Consider the following 13,232-nt stretch of genomic DNA (forward strand, 5'->3'; position numbering starts at 1 on the left):
AAATTGATCGTTTCTATTTAAAAGCGGCTATGAATGTATGGCTAAAGAAACTTCTCGACGAATAGAATCAACGCGCCCAGTAAGTTTCGATTCATTGCTTTACTTCTGGAATGAAACTCAGAATTGATCAGATCGAGGAAATCATTTCGGCGTGCTGCGCCGCGCCATTTCCTGCACCTGCAGTGCCACGATGGCCTTGAAGCGCGCAGTTCAGCTTGTCGTTGAGATTTTGATGCGAGGGCACATCGAAATGCGGGGTTTGACGCAGGTGCGGGTTGAGCCGCGCGAACGGCGCGCGCATGTAAGATTCGGTTGTGAAGTCGAAAGCGACATTGGCGGTCGTTCGAATGTTGATCCGCCAGAAATGCAATAGAGGCCAGGGAAAAGCCTGACCTCTGTTTGATTCACCAGGAATATAAGCGCGCGGGAATCAGAAGTTCAAAGCGGCACATCCTCGATCAAACGCGCTTTCAAGGCGCGGATGCGCTGATCGACGAAATAGCCGCCGCCTTCCGTATAACGAAGATAAAGGCGTCCGCACAGCGTGCATTTCCACACGCCGCAACGGTTATACGGAAAGTACCGGGGCGCGATCGGCGCATTCTCCGACCAGTAGCCCGTCTCTCCCGGCAGATGTTCGGCGAAGGTCGGTTCGGCTTCGTCCGCGCCAACGAGCGTGCCGATCTGTTCCAGTTGCCGCTCGTCGAGCGAGAGCGGCTGCGATTGCCAGCCATCCAGCGGCGTTTTCGTGCAGGTGCAAGGCGGCGCGTCGGTTTGCTCCGCGTGTTCGGCGAGTTCGCGCAGCGCGGCAGCGTCAAGGTATCGGGTCATGGAACAAGAGTGGATCTGCGGTTGAGCGAGGGAGCACGGGCTCCAGCGCGCATCTTAACGCCTGATGCCGCCTGGGTTCATCAGGCGCCGCTTCTCATGCGCTCGATGTGCGGCATCACCCATGCGCGGTCGAAGCGCCCTTCGGCGATCGCCTGCAAGGCGGCGGCCTCCTTCTCGCCCTGCCGGCGCGCGCCCGCAATGACGGCCTCCACATCAGCGGGCGCGATGGCGAGCAAGCCGTCCTCGTCGCCCACGATGATGTCGCCGGGATTGACGACCATCCGGCCGATGGTCACCGGCACGTTGATTTCGCCCGGACCGTTCTTGTAGGGCCCGCGATGCGTCACGCCGCGCGCATACACCGGGAAGTCGCGCTGGCGAATGGCGCCGACGTCGCGGATCGCCCCGTCGATCACGAGCCCCTGCACGCCGAGACTTTCCGCGTAGCTCGACATGATGTCGCCCATCAGGGCCTGGGTCAGCTCGCCCGCGCCGTCGATCACGAGCACGTCGCCCGGCCTGCAGAAGTCGAAGGCGCGATGGATGGCGAGATTGTCGCCGGGACGCGTGCGCACCGTCACGGCCGTGCCCGCCATCGGCCTGGGCCTGTGGAACGGCTGCAAGCCGAGAATGCCGCTCGAGCGCGCCATGTTGTCGCTCAGGAGCGACACCTGCAGTTCGCGCAACGCGGCGAGCGTCGCTGCGCTGGCCTGCGGGGCAGACTCGTGTTCGCGCCAGCCAATCTGGTTCATTTCGTGATTCCTTCGAGTGCGGTTTGTTGTTCGATCTGCGCGGAAAGACGGCTGTACACCGCACGCGCGTTGCCTTCGTAAATGCGTTGCCGGTCGGCCTCGCTGAGCCATTCGATCGCGTCGATGTAGCGGCGCGTGTCGTCGTAGTAGTGGCCGGTTTCCGGGTCGATGCCCTGCACCGCGCCGATCGTCTCCGAGGCGAACAGGATGTTCTCCACCGGAACCACCTTGGCGAGCAGGTCGGAGCCCGGCTGGTGATAAACGCAGGTATCGAAGAACACGTTCTTGAGCAGGTAGTCCTTCAGGAGCGGCCGCTTCATGTCCTGCGCCAGGCCGCGATAGCGACCCCAGTGATACGGAACCGCGCCGCCGCCATGCGGGATGATGAAGCGCAAGGTCGGGAAGTCGGCGAACAGGTCGCCCTGCAGCAGCTGCATGAATACCGAGGTGTCGCCGTTGAGGTAATGTGCGCCCGTCGCATGAAAGTTAGGATTGCACGACGACGAAACGTGGATCATCGCCGGCACGTCGAGCTCCACCATGGCCTCGTACAGCGGATACCACGAGCGGTCCGTGACGGGCGGCCCCGACCAGTGCCCGCCCGAGGGGTCCGGGTTGAGGTTGCAGCCGACGAACCCCAGTTCCTCCACGCACCGGCGCAGCTCGGGAATGCAGTTTTCCGGCGTCACGCCCGGCGCTTGAGGCAACTGGCAAACACCCACGAAATGCTGCGGGAACAGCGCGCACACGCGATGCACGAGATCGTTGCATTCGGCCGACCACAGCGCATTCGCCGCTGCGCCCGCCTGGTGGTGGCCCATGCCCGCGGCGCGCGGGGAGAATATCGTCAGGTCCGTGCCACGCTCGCGCTGAATGCGGCGCTGGCCGTTTTCAATGCTTGCGCGAATCTCGTCGTCGCTGATCGACGGGCGCGGCGGCACTGGCGTGCCGTCCTTGAGCGCGGCGATCTGCTTGGCGCGCCAGGCTTCGTGCTGCGGAGGCGAGGTCGTGTAGTGACCGTGGCAATCAATGATCATGTAGCAATTCCATCAGGTGGACGGACGATTGAGATCAGCTTTCCGTCGCTTCGTCGTGGCCAACGAGCGCCGGATTCGAGGCGCCGCGCTCGGCGGGCTTCACGCGCATCACGATGGCGATGAGCGTGGCGACCACGAGGAAAGCGGCAATGGTGAGCAGCGCGAGCTTGAAGCTGCCGGTGGCGTGACGCACGAGACCGATGGTCCACGGCCCCACCACGCCGCCGAACTGGGCGATCGTGTTGATGAGCGCGATCGTCGCCGCGCCCGCCGCACCGGTTCTGAACGAAGCGGCAAGGCTCCAGAACAGCGGGTTGCCCGCATAGATGAAAAGGCCCGTCACGCAAAGCAGCGCATACGCCAGCAGCAGATTCGGCGCATACGCGCTGCCCGCAATCGCCAGTGCGCTCATGCCGTAGACGAATGCGAGGTGGTACTTGCGGTCGCCGGTGCGGTCCGAGCTGCGGCTCACGAGGTACGTGCCCAGCACGCCCAGCAGCGGCGGCGCGGCAGAGAGGAAGCCCACTTCGATATTGTTGAGGTGGCCAAGGCTTTTCACGATCTGCGGCAGCCACAGGAACAGCCCATAAATGCCGACCAGCGCGCAGCCGAACAGGCAGGCGAGGCTCCAGACGCGAATATCGCTCGCCACCTTCAGCAGCGGGAAATGCCGATGGCCGCCCAGCGCCTCGCGCTCCGTGGCGAGCGTGGCTTCGAGCCATCGCTTCTCTTGCGCCGAAAGCCAGTCGGCGTCCGCCGGGCGCTCAGTCATGATGCGCAGCGTGACGAGGCCGAGCAGCATGGCGGGCACGCCTTCGATAATGAACATCCACTGCCAGCCGTGCATGCCCAGCACGCCGTTCGCGCAAGTCATGACCGCGGTCGAAAGCGGGCCGCCCAGCACGGCCGAGAACGATCCCGCGATGATGTACCCGCCCACGGCGCGGGCGCGGTAGCGCTCCGGAAACCAGTAGGTCAGATACACGGCGATACCGGGCAGAAAGCCCGCTTCCATCACGCCCAGCAAAAAGCGCAGCACGTAGAAGCTCGACGCGTTGAACACGAAGGCCGTTGCGGCCGCAACGGCGCCCCACGTGAGCAGAATGCGCGCGATCCAGCGGCGCGCGCCCACGCGGTGCAACAACAGGTTGCTGGGCACTTCCAGCAGCATGTAGCCGACAAAGAAAATACTGCCCGCAAAGCCGAACACGGCCGGGTCGAAGCCCATGTCCGAGTTCATGTCGAGTGCGGCGAAACCGATATTGATACGGTCCAGATAATTGAAAAACATCATGCAGAAAAGGAGCGGCACGAGCCGCTTGTAAACCTTTCGCATGGTTGCTGCTTCATCGAAGTGACCCATGCTGTCTCCGCTTCATGGCGACGGACAGTGCCGTCGCTGCATAGTTATCGGCCGGCAGCGGTGAGCGCTGCCGGCGGCACCCCGCGAGACAGGGCGCCTGAGTTTCGATAATAAGAAGCGGGGGGCGTCGAGTCCAAGACGCGATGCTTATGCTTCTATAAGCGTGCGCTTATAGTGTGCCGGCGAGCGGCGGCGGCAGGCATTCGAGAAACGCGCGCAGATGCGGCGAGGCGTCGTCGCTGCGGAACGTCGCGGCCAGCACGGTGCGCTGTGAAGCGCCGGGGCCATCGAGGTGGCGCGCCACGACGTCGGCGCGGCCATGCCGCGCCACTGACTCGCCCACCACGGTCACGCCGAGCCCCGCCGCCACGAGCGCGATGGCGGTCTGGATCTCATAGGCCTGGTGCGCGACGAGGGGCGTCACGCCCGCATCGCGGTAGAGCGCCTGAACCGTGCGCTTGAACTGCGCGTTCTGATGCTTCGGGTAGAGGATCAACGGCGTATCGGCGAGTTCGTCGATGCGCACCTTCTTTCGTTTGGCGAGCGGGTGATCCGACGCCATCAACACCACGAGCCGCTCGCGCAGCAGCGGCAAGGTCGTGTAACCGGGCACGGCGAGCGGCTGGCGCCCGATGCCGACATGGATGCGCATGTCGCGCAGCGCGTCGGTCTGCTCGTCGGTCAGCATTTCGAACAGCTTGAGCTCGACCTGCGGATACGCCTGATGAAACGCCTTGAGCGCGGGCGGCAGCACGCTGTACATCGACGAGCGCGTGAAGCCGACACTGAGCCAGCCGCGCCGGCCCACGCCGATCTCCAGCGCGCCGTGCGTCACCTCGGCGAGCGAACCGAGAATCTGCCGCGCCTCGGTGGCGAGGTACTGGCCCGCTTCCGTCAGGCGCAGCGGGCGGCGCGTGCGATCGATCAGTTGCGTGCCCACCCGGTCCTCGAGGGCGCGGATCTGCTGGCTCAAGGCCGGCTGCGCAATGTGCAGACGCTCCGCGGCGCGGCTGAAGTTCAGTTCCTCGGCGAGTGTCACGAAACACTGCAGGCCCCGAAGCTCGTTCATCTCGTCCTCTCCGTATCGATTTGCCCAGCATCGTAATACAGCGAACAAGCAGCAGACCAGGCACGTCATTTGCTCGCGATCGAACGGCGCATGCCGATCGCCATGCGCAGCGATGGCCCTCTCGGCTCTGGAGGCTCGATGAAAGGCAGGCGGGTACGGATCGCGGTCGTGGCCGTCGTTCTTGTTGCGCTCGCTGCCGCCTATGGCGGCCACGTTGCGCGCGCCTGGGAACGCGAGCTCGCACCGGTGGCCGCGCCCTCGCTGCCGGCGGGCAACGCCGAAGCCGTCGCGCGCGGCGCGAAGCTCGCGGCCATCGGCAACTGCATGACGTGCCATACCGCGACGGGCGGTCAGCCGCTCGCGGGCGGCCTGCCGCTGCGAACGCCCTTCGGCGTGATCTACTCGACCAACATCACCCCGGACAAGGACACCGGCATCGGCGACTGGTCGCTCGACGCGTTCACGCGTGCGATGCGGCGCGGCGTGTCACGCGACGGGCATTTGCTCTATCCCGCGTTTCCGTATCCGCACTTCGCGCAGATGAGCGACGCCGATATCGCCGCGCTCTATGCATGGCTGATGAGCCGCGCGAGCGTCAACGCGCCAGCGCCGCACAATGCGCTGAGGTTTCCGCTGGGGTTCCGGCCGCTCATGGCCGTATGGAACCGCCTCTATCTGCCGCCCGAGTCCGCTACGTCTGCTACCTCGACGGACACACAAGCGCCCGAGATCGCGCGCGGCCGCTATCTCGTCGAGAGCCTCGGTCATTGCGGCGCGTGCCACACGCCGCTCAACCATCTCGACGCCGAGCGCCGCGACCATGCGTTGCAAGGCGGCACCCTCGAGGGTTGGGACGCGCCTGCGCTGACCGAGCTCACGGCACGCCCAAGACCCTGGACGCAAGCACAACTGACGAACTATCTGCGTACGGGCTACGCCAGCGAACACGGCGCGGCGACGGGCCCGATGCGTACGGTGACGCGCTCGCTCGCCGACGCCGCTCCCGAAGACATCGACGCCATCGCCGCCTATCTGCTGACACTGCCGTCCAACCCGCATGCCGCCGCGCCGCCTGCCGCCGCCAGCGTCCATGTCTCGACCGCGCCCGCCAGCGGCGCTACCCTGTTTGCCGCGGCCTGCGCGTCGTGCCACGCTGAAGGCGCGGCGATGTCGACCGACGGCTATCGTCCGTCGCTGTCGCTCTCCACCACCGTCAACGCCGACAGCCCGCGCAACATGGTGCGCATCCTGCTCGACGGCATCGCCTGGCACGAGAGCGAAGCCGCGTCTTTCATGCCGCCATTCGCCGGTACCTTCACGGACACGCAGATCGCGGAGCTTGCCAACTACACGCGCGCGCGCTTCAGCGCGCTTGGCCCCTGGTCCGCGCTCGATGCTCAGGCCGTGGCGCGTCTACGCAAGGAAAGCCCATCACGATGATTACGCTCAACGTCAACGGCGTCAGCCATACCGTCGATGCCGATCCGTCCACGCCGCTGCTCTATGTGCTGCGCAACCAGTTGCGGCTCAATGGCGCGAAGTTCGGCTGCGGGCTCGGCCAATGCGGCGCGTGCACGGTGAGCGTGGGCGGCGAGCCGGTGTTCTCGTGCCTGCTGCCGGTCGTGGCCGTGGGCGAGCGGCCCGTGCGCACCGTCGAAGGACTCGGCAGCGCGGATCATCCGGGGCCGCTGCAACAGGCCTTTATCGACCAGCAGGCCGCGCAATGCGGCTACTGCATCGCGGGTATGATCATGCGTGCGCAAACCCTCCTGGAGCGCACGCCGCACGCCACCGACGACGAGATTCGCCGTTATATGCAGCCGAATCTGTGCCGCTGCGGCACGCATATGCGCATTCTCGCGGCGATCCGGCAAGTGACGGCAGGCACGCAGTCATGAGCCGCACACGCCCATCGTCTTCGCTCGACCCTGGCGGTCCCGACGACGCCGCGCGCCGCCGTTTCCTCGTGGGCGGCTCGCTGATGGTGAGCTTCGCCATCGTGCCGGGCATGGCCGCCCTCGCCCAAACCACCACCGAAGCGGGCACCTTCCACGCGAGCGCCCCAAAGCTGCCCGGCAGCCTCAAGACCACGCCATCGCTCGACGCGTGGATCAAGGTCGGACCCGACGGCCACGTGAGTGTATTCACGGGCAAGGTGGAACTGGGCACCGGCGTTCGCACGGCGCTCCTGCAACTCGCCGCCGAAGAACTCGACCTCGCGCCTCATGCGATCGAACTGGTCACGGCCGATACGGCCGCCACGCCAAACGAGGGCTACACGGCGGGCAGCCACACGATGGCGGATAGCGGCACGGCGATCCTCAACGCGGCGGCCCAGGTGCGCACGCTGCTCGTCGAAAGCGCAGCGGCGCAGTTGGGCATCGATGCCGCCGCGCTCACCACGCGCGACGGCGCAATCGTCGCCGCCGACGGAAGGCGCGTGAGCTATGGCGAAGCGGTGCAGCACGCGAACCTGCATCAGGACGCGCAGCCCAACGCCGCGACAAAGCCGCCCGCGCACTACGCCGTGATCGGGAACACGCTGCCGCGCGTGGATATTCCGGGCAAGGTCACGGGCGGCGCGAGCTATGTTCAGGACCTGCGGCCCGCCGGCATGCTGCATGCGCGCGTCGTGCGGCCGCCTTCCTATGGCGCGCGGCTCGTTGCCGTCGATAGCGCGCGCGTGGCGGCGCTACCTGGCGTCGTCAAGGTCGTGCGCAACGGCGATTACCTCGCCGTGGTCGCCGACGACGAATGGCGCGCCATCGACGCGATGCGCGAACTCGCGCTCGCGGCGCAGTGGCAACCGGGCCCTGCGCTGCCCGATCCGGCTGGCATTCACGCGTTTCTGATGAGCCTGCCGGCACAGGAAATCGTGGTGGCCGACCAGGGCGCGGCCGCCGGACAACCGGCGGCGACGTTGAAAGCCCGCTATTCGAAGCCTTATTTGACCCACGGATCGATCGGGCCGTCATGCGCGCTCGCGCACCTCGACAACGGCGTCATGACGGTCTGGACGCACACGCAAGGCGTCTACCCGCTGCGCGCCGGCATTGCCGGGATGCTCGGCATGCCGCGTGAGAAGGTGCGCTGTGTGCACGTGGAAGGTTCGGGCTGCTACGGACACAACGGTGCGGACGACGCCGCCGGGGACGCCGCGCTCATCGCCCGCGAGCTGCCGGGCCGCCCGGTGCGCGTGCAGTTCATGCGCGAGCAGGAACATATGTGGGAGCCGCTCGGTCCCGCGATGACGGTGGAGGCGAGCGCGTCGCTCGATGCCGGCGGATCGATCGTCGCCTGGCAATACGAACTATGGAGCAATACCCATAACAACCGCATCGAGAACGCGGGCCGGCTGTTGCCCGCGCAGCTGCTCGCGCAACCGTTCACGCCCGCGCCGCCCAAGCCGATTCCCATGCCCGAAGGCGGCGGCGACCGCAACAGCATTCCGCTCTACCGCGTGCCGAGCCTGCACGTGCAGCATCACTTCCTGCCCGACATGCCGATACGCGTTTCGGCCATGCGCTCGCTCGGCGCGCATATGAACGTGTTCGCCATCGAGAGCTTTATCGACGAGCTTGCGAGTGCCGCGCAAGCGGACCCCGTCGCGTTCCGCCTCAAGCATCTCGACGATCCGCGCGCACAAGCCGTCATCCATGCCGTGGCCGATCGATCCGGCTGGCAAGCGCATGCCGCACGCGCGAAGCACCCGGACGTGCACGCGTCCGGCTCCGGCTTTGCATTCGCCCAATACAAGAACCTGATGGCCTACCTGGCCATTGCGATGGACGTGACCGTCGTGCGCGATACCGGCGAGGTGCACATCGAGCGCGTGGTCGCGGCCATCGACTGCGGCCAGATCGTCAATCCGGATGGTGTGCGCAACCAGGTCGAAGGCGGCATTTTGCAGTCCACGAGCTGGACGCTCTTCGAAGAAACGCATTTCGACCGCGAACGTATTACGAGTTTCGACTGGAGCACTTACCCGATCATGCGCTTTGCGTCGGTGCCGGGACGCGTGGAGGTATTGTTGATCGATCGCCCCGGCCTGCCGTTCCTCGGCGTGGGCGAAGCGGCGCAAGGACCGGCCGCGGCGGCGCTCGCCAACGCGATTGCCGACGCGACCGGTGTGAGAATCCGCGACTTGCCGCTGCTCGGGGCGAAGTCGCGCAATGCGCTCAAGGCGTAACCAAACCGCCGCTTTTGTTTCGCTAGTGCTTTTTAGGCGGCAGAGGCTGGTCGAGGCCCGGCTCGACCGGTGTGGGCACCGCGTCGCCCAGCGGCCTGGAAATATCGTTGGGCGACGCTCGATCTTTCTCGCCCGGGTCCTCGCCCGCCTCCTCAGTTGGCAACGTCTTGGGCGGCAACGGCTGGTCGAGACCGGGCTCGGTCGGTGCGGGCACAGCGTCCCCAATTGGCTTGGGCAGATCCGTGCCGCGCGGTTCCGGCGCATCGTCGGGCTTTTCGGTATGTTCGGACTCGTCGGACTGGTTGCTCATCGTATCGACCTCCCTTCGCGATGGATATCGCATGGTCGCGCCAGGTCATGCAGGAACCGTGCCAGCGGAAGCGGGCCCAACTTCAGTAGAATGAGGGACACTGAGCGCCGAATCCGGCGGCCGACGAAGAAGCACGCCCGGAAAATCCTGGAACACGCCTGATGCCGCACGCCCTCGATCGCCGCACCGCCGTCGCATTCCTTGTGGCCGCAACGTTCTTCATGGAGAACCTCGACGCCACCGTCATCACCACCTCGCTGCCCATCATCGCGCGCGACTTTCACACGGCGCCCGCGTATCTCTCGATCGGCGTCTCCGCGTATCTCGTCGCGCTGACCATGTTCATCCCCGTGAGCGGCTGGTTCGCCGAGCGCTTCGGCGCGCGGCGCGTGTTCGCCACGGCCATCACCGTATTCAGCGTGGCCTCGCTGCTGTGCGCGCTGAGCTCGGGCCTGTTCGCCTTCACCGCCGCGCGCGTGCTGCAGGGACTGGGCGGCGCGATGATGGTGCCGGTGGGCCGGCTCGTCGTGCTGCGCGACACGCCGAAGCACGAGATCGTGCGCGCCATCGCGATCCTGACCTGGCCCGCGCTGGTCGCGCCGATTCTCGGGCCGCCGCTCGGCGGCTGGATCAGCACGCACTGGAGCTGGCACTGGATCTTCCTGCTCAACCTGCCGCTCGGCGTGGCCGCGCTCGTGGCCGCCCTGCTGCTCCTGCGCGACGAGCACACGCAACCGCGCCGCTTCGATACCTTCGGCTTCGTGCTGAGCGGCCTCGGCTTCGCGTCCGTCATGAGCGGCATCGAGATGGCGAGCCGCTCCGACGTCACCGCGCCCGTGTCGATCGGCACGTGCGTGGCGGGCATCGCGCTGTTGGCGGCGGCCGTCGTGCATTTGCGGCGCGTGCCGCATCCGCTGTTCGATCTCGCGCCCGTGAAGATCAACACCTTTCGCGTGACCGTGTTCGGCGGCTCGCTGTTTCGCACGGCCATCGGCACTGCGCCGTTTCTGCTGCCGCTCATGTTCCAGGTGGCGTTCGGATGGAGCGCCGTGGCATCGGGCGCGCTGCTGCTCTGGCTGTTCGCCGGCAATCTGTGCATGAAGCCGGGCACCACGTGGGTCATGAACCGCTTCGGCTTTCGCACCGTGCTGATCGGCAACGGCACGCTGGTCGCGCTCGGCTTCGCGGGCTTCACGCTGCTCGGCGCGGATACACCGCGCGTCGTCGTGGCCGCATTGCTGTTTTTCAGCGGCCTCGTGCGCTCGATGCAGTTCACCGCGCTGAACACCATCGGTTTCGCCGACGTGCCCCTGGCGCAGATGCGCGACGCGACGACGCTCTTCTCCGTACTGCAGCAGATGAACGCCGGCATGGGGATCGCCGTGGGCGCGCTGGCGCTTTCGGTTGCCGAGGCGCTGCGCGGCGCGCATGCAGGCACGGCGGGCGCCGCCGACTTCCATCTCGCGTTCTGGTTCATCACGGCGCTCGCGGCGCTGGGCGTGGTCGACAGCGTGCTGCTGCCGCGCAGCGCGGGCGCGCACATTCTCGCGCGACGCCCGCGCGCCTCCAACCCCTGACTCCGTTCTGCGTTCAACACGATGCTGACCGTTGCGCTTCTCGTCTTCCCAGGCGTCCAGGCCCTCGACGTGTTCGGGCCCACCGACGTCTTCTCGGAGGCCAATCGCCTGCTGCCGCCCGAGGCGCAATACGAGCTCGAGCTGATCGCAACGGAACGCGACACCGTGCGCTGTTCCAGCGGTGTACGCATCGGCGCGGACAGTTACTTCGACGAAGCACGCGGCCATTACGATTTGCTGCTCGTGGCGGGCGGACCCTCGCTCGTAGAGCAGCCGCTCGCCGATGCGGCGCACGCGTGGCTGCGCGAAGCCAGCGCACGCGCCCGGCGCTTCGGGTCCATCTGCAACGGCGCGCTGACGCTGGGACGCGCGGGCTTGCTCGACGGGCGCACGGTGACGACACACTGGAACGACGCGGCCGCGCTCGCCGCGATGTGTCCGACCGCGAACGTCGAATTCGACCGCATCTTCATTCAGGACGGCAATCTCTATACGTCGGCGGGCGTGACGGCGGGCATCGATCTCTCGCTGTACCTGCTCGCTCAGGATCACGGCCCCGAAATCGCGCTGAAGGTGGCGCGACGGCTCGTGGTGTTCGTGCAGCGCGCGGGCGGCCAGTCGCAGTTCAGCCCGTATCTCACGCCCTACGCGGAGGCGACGTCGCCCATTGCCCAGGTGCAGCAGTACGTGCTCGGGCATCTGAATGAAGATCTGGGCGTCGAAGTGCTCGCCGGCGTTGCGAAGATGAGCAAGCGCAACTTCGCGAGAATCTTCGTGCGCGACACCAGCGTGACGCCCGCCGAATTCGTCGAGAGCGCGCGCATCGACGCGGCGCGCGTGATGCTGGAAAACAGCACGGCGCCGTTGAAAACGGTGGCCTTTCGCTGCGGCATGCGCGACGCCGACCATTTGCGCGTGGCCTTCAGGCGCAAGCTGGGCACCACGCCGCAGCAATATCGCGCGCACTTCGGCGCCATAACCGCCAGGGCCAAACGCACCGCAAAGGCCGGGTCGTAGCCGCGCGGTCGAAACTACGCGCCTACGCCCCCGCGCGCACCTCGCGCCGCACCGCCTGCGGCGGCACGCCAAAGCCGCGCACGAACGCCTCGCGCATGTGCCGCCGATCGCGAAAGCCGGTTTCGCGAGCGATGACGTCGAGCGGATGCGTGCTCTGCTCGATCATGAGCCGCGCCGCCTCGAGGCGCAGGCCCTCCACGGCGCGCGCCGGCGACTGCCCCGTTTCCGCCGTGAACACGCGGCTGAACTGGCGCGGGCTCAGGTGCACGGCCTCTGCAAGCTGCTCCACCGTGAGCGCGCTGCGCAGGTTGCGGCGCGCGTAGTCGAGGGCGTTCTGGATGCGGTCCGATTTCGGCGCGAGCGCGAGCATTTCGGAATGCTGCGACTGGCCGCCCGAACGACGCTGATGCATGACGAGCTTGTGCGCCACCGAGCGCGCGACCTCCGCGCCGAGGTCGCGTTCGACCATGGCGAGCGCGAGATCGAGCCCCGCCGTCATGCCCGCCGATGTCCAGACCGGCCCGTCGACGATATAGATGCGGTCGTCTTCCACGCGTACCTCGGGAAAGCGCTGCTGCAGATCGCGCGCGTAGTACCAGTGCATGGTGGCGCGGCGCCCGTCGAGCAGGCCCGCCTCGGCCAGCACGAAACCGCCCGTGCAGACGCCCGCCACCCGCCTCGCGCGGCCGCTCGCGCGGCGCAGGAACGCGAGCACCGCGGGCGCGGTGTCCACGGTACGCGGGTCGTTCACGCCCGCCACGATCCAGGTGTCCACGCGGCTGCGTGTGGGCGTGGGTGCGCGCAACGTGTCCACGCTCATGCCGAGCGACGAACGCACCGCGCCGCCCTCCACCGAATAGTTCTCGATCGCGTAGAACGGCGAGCCGGCCGCCATGTTCGCGTATTCGAAAACGCTTTGGGTCGCGAGCGCCATCACCTGGAATTCGTCGCTCAAAAGGTAGCCGATGCGGTGCATGTCCTGCTCCTGTCGCTGCGTGTCCTGAATCACGACCCTATACGTCATTTGCGCCACAGTCAATCGCGGCCAGAATGCATTCACAGCAGCGCCACTTGCATGTTACCTAAC

13 protein-coding genes are annotated in these 13,232 nt (G+C 66.6%); 5 read left to right on the forward strand and 8 right to left on the reverse strand.

Annotation, left to right across the window (positions count from 1 at the left end; translation table 11 throughout):
* Window positions 1–127: 127 nt before the first annotated feature.
* The 6 genes from AB4Y44_RS19470 to AB4Y44_RS19495 all read right to left on the reverse strand — a co-directional run bounded on the left by AB4Y44_RS19470 (window position 128) and on the right by AB4Y44_RS19495 (window position 5,052).
* Window positions 128–301: a hypothetical protein gene (locus AB4Y44_RS19470; RefSeq protein WP_368700572.1), complete on the reverse strand. Its 174-nt coding sequence runs from the start codon at window positions 299–301 to the stop codon at window positions 128–130.
* Between the two features lie 137 nt (window positions 302–438).
* Window positions 439–831, reverse strand: coding sequence for a hypothetical protein (locus tag AB4Y44_RS19475; RefSeq protein ID WP_342922066.1), 393 nt, complete (start codon window positions 829–831; stop codon window positions 439–441).
* 80 nt (window positions 832–911) lie between these two features.
* Window positions 912–1,583: an RraA family protein gene (locus tag AB4Y44_RS19480; protein WP_368700573.1), complete on the reverse strand. Its 672-nt coding sequence runs from the start codon at window positions 1,581–1,583 to the stop codon at window positions 912–914.
* Complete coding sequence (locus tag AB4Y44_RS19485; RefSeq protein WP_368700574.1) at window positions 1,580–2,620, reverse strand: amidohydrolase family protein; 1,041 nt, start codon at window positions 2,618–2,620, stop codon at window positions 1,580–1,582. Before AB4Y44_RS19485 ends, AB4Y44_RS19480 begins: the two co-directional genes overlap by 4 nt.
* Before the next feature lie 34 nt (window positions 2,621–2,654).
* Window positions 2,655–3,983: an MFS transporter gene (locus tag AB4Y44_RS19490; protein WP_368700575.1), complete on the reverse strand. Its 1,329-nt coding sequence runs from the start codon at window positions 3,981–3,983 to the stop codon at window positions 2,655–2,657.
* 169 nt (window positions 3,984–4,152) lie between these two features.
* On the reverse strand, window positions 4,153–5,052 hold the full coding sequence (locus AB4Y44_RS19495) for a LysR family transcriptional regulator (protein ID WP_368700576.1): 900 nt from the start codon (window positions 5,050–5,052) through the stop codon (window positions 4,153–4,155).
* Between the two features lie 168 nt (window positions 5,053–5,220).
* Between AB4Y44_RS19495 and AB4Y44_RS19500 the strand changes: the two genes are divergently transcribed.
* Genes AB4Y44_RS19500 through AB4Y44_RS19510 form a run of 3 tightly spaced genes read left to right on the forward strand, consistent with a single transcriptional unit; the run spans window position 5,221 to window position 9,241 of the window.
* Window positions 5,221–6,492 (forward strand): cytochrome c, encoded by a 1,272-nt coding sequence (locus AB4Y44_RS19500; RefSeq protein WP_368700577.1) that lies wholly within the window; start codon window positions 5,221–5,223, stop codon window positions 6,490–6,492.
* Window positions 6,489–6,950, forward strand: coding sequence for a (2Fe-2S)-binding protein (locus tag AB4Y44_RS19505; protein ID WP_342922072.1), 462 nt, complete (start codon window positions 6,489–6,491; stop codon window positions 6,948–6,950). The genes AB4Y44_RS19500 and AB4Y44_RS19505 overlap by 4 nt, the downstream gene beginning before the upstream one ends.
* Window positions 6,947–9,241 carry a molybdopterin cofactor-binding domain-containing protein gene (locus tag AB4Y44_RS19510; RefSeq protein WP_368700578.1) on the forward strand — a complete coding sequence of 765 codons (2,295 nt, stop codon included), beginning with the start codon at window positions 6,947–6,949 and terminating at the stop codon, window positions 9,239–9,241. Before AB4Y44_RS19505 ends, AB4Y44_RS19510 begins: the two co-directional genes overlap by 4 nt.
* 22 nt (window positions 9,242–9,263) lie before the next feature.
* Here the strand turns inward: AB4Y44_RS19510 and AB4Y44_RS19515 are convergent, their stop codons facing one another.
* Window positions 9,264–9,551: a hypothetical protein gene (locus AB4Y44_RS19515; RefSeq protein WP_368700579.1), complete on the reverse strand. Its 288-nt coding sequence runs from the start codon at window positions 9,549–9,551 to the stop codon at window positions 9,264–9,266.
* A gap of 161 nt (window positions 9,552–9,712) precedes the next feature.
* Between AB4Y44_RS19515 and AB4Y44_RS19520 the strand changes: the two genes are divergently transcribed.
* Both AB4Y44_RS19520 and AB4Y44_RS19525 read left to right on the forward strand, forming a co-directional pair.
* Window positions 9,713–11,128 (forward strand): MFS transporter, encoded by a 1,416-nt coding sequence (locus AB4Y44_RS19520; RefSeq protein ID WP_368700580.1) that lies wholly within the window; start codon window positions 9,713–9,715, stop codon window positions 11,126–11,128.
* A 21-nt stretch (window positions 11,129–11,149) separates the two neighbouring features.
* Window positions 11,150–12,145 (forward strand): GlxA family transcriptional regulator, encoded by a 996-nt coding sequence (locus tag AB4Y44_RS19525; protein WP_368700581.1) that lies wholly within the window; start codon window positions 11,150–11,152, stop codon window positions 12,143–12,145.
* Window positions 12,146–12,167: 22 nt separating this feature from the next.
* On the opposite strand, the gene AB4Y44_RS19530 is transcribed toward AB4Y44_RS19525, so the two are convergent.
* The gene (locus tag AB4Y44_RS19530) at window positions 12,168–13,121 is read right to left on the reverse strand and encodes a GlxA family transcriptional regulator (RefSeq protein ID WP_368700617.1); all 954 of its coding nucleotides are present in this window, start codon (window positions 13,119–13,121) and stop codon (window positions 12,168–12,170) included.
* Window positions 13,122–13,232: the final 111 nt, after the last annotated feature.

It is taken from the genome of Paraburkholderia sp. BR10937 (assembly GCF_040965695.1).
In the GTDB taxonomy this organism is placed as follows: domain Bacteria; phylum Pseudomonadota; class Gammaproteobacteria; order Burkholderiales; family Burkholderiaceae; genus Paraburkholderia.

Bases quoted from the DNA above. Each gene is read 5' to 3' on its own strand.
- AB4Y44_RS19480 (WP_368700573.1), bottom strand. From the start codon at position 1,583: ATGAACCAGATTGGCTGGCGCGAACACGAGTCTGCCCCGCAGGCCAGC.
- AB4Y44_RS19520 (WP_368700580.1), top strand. From the start codon at position 9,713: ATGCCGCACGCCCTCGATCGCCGCACCGCCGTCGCATTCCTTGTGGCC.
- AB4Y44_RS19495 (WP_368700576.1), bottom strand. From the start codon at position 5,052: ATGAACGAGCTTCGGGGCCTGCAGTGTTTCGTGACACTCGCCGAGGAA.
- AB4Y44_RS19505 (WP_342922072.1), top strand. From the start codon at position 6,489: ATGATTACGCTCAACGTCAACGGCGTCAGCCATACCGTCGATGCCGAT.
- AB4Y44_RS19530 (WP_368700617.1), bottom strand. From the start codon at position 13,121: ATGCACCGCATCGGCTACCTTTTGAGCGACGAATTCCAGGTGATGGCG.
- AB4Y44_RS19525 (WP_368700581.1), top strand. From the start codon at position 11,150: ATGCTGACCGTTGCGCTTCTCGTCTTCCCAGGCGTCCAGGCCCTCGAC.
- AB4Y44_RS19475 (WP_342922066.1), bottom strand. From the start codon at position 831: ATGACCCGATACCTTGACGCTGCCGCGCTGCGCGAACTCGCCGAACAC.
- AB4Y44_RS19510 (WP_368700578.1), top strand. From the start codon at position 6,947: ATGAGCCGCACACGCCCATCGTCTTCGCTCGACCCTGGCGGTCCCGAC.
- AB4Y44_RS19485 (WP_368700574.1), bottom strand. From the start codon at position 2,620: ATGATCATTGATTGCCACGGTCACTACACGACCTCGCCTCCGCAGCAC.
- AB4Y44_RS19490 (WP_368700575.1), bottom strand. From the start codon at position 3,983: ATGGGTCACTTCGATGAAGCAGCAACCATGCGAAAGGTTTACAAGCGG.
- AB4Y44_RS19515 (WP_368700579.1), bottom strand. From the start codon at position 9,551: ATGAGCAACCAGTCCGACGAGTCCGAACATACCGAAAAGCCCGACGAT.
- AB4Y44_RS19470 (WP_368700572.1), bottom strand. From the start codon at position 301: ATGCGCGCGCCGTTCGCGCGGCTCAACCCGCACCTGCGTCAAACCCCG.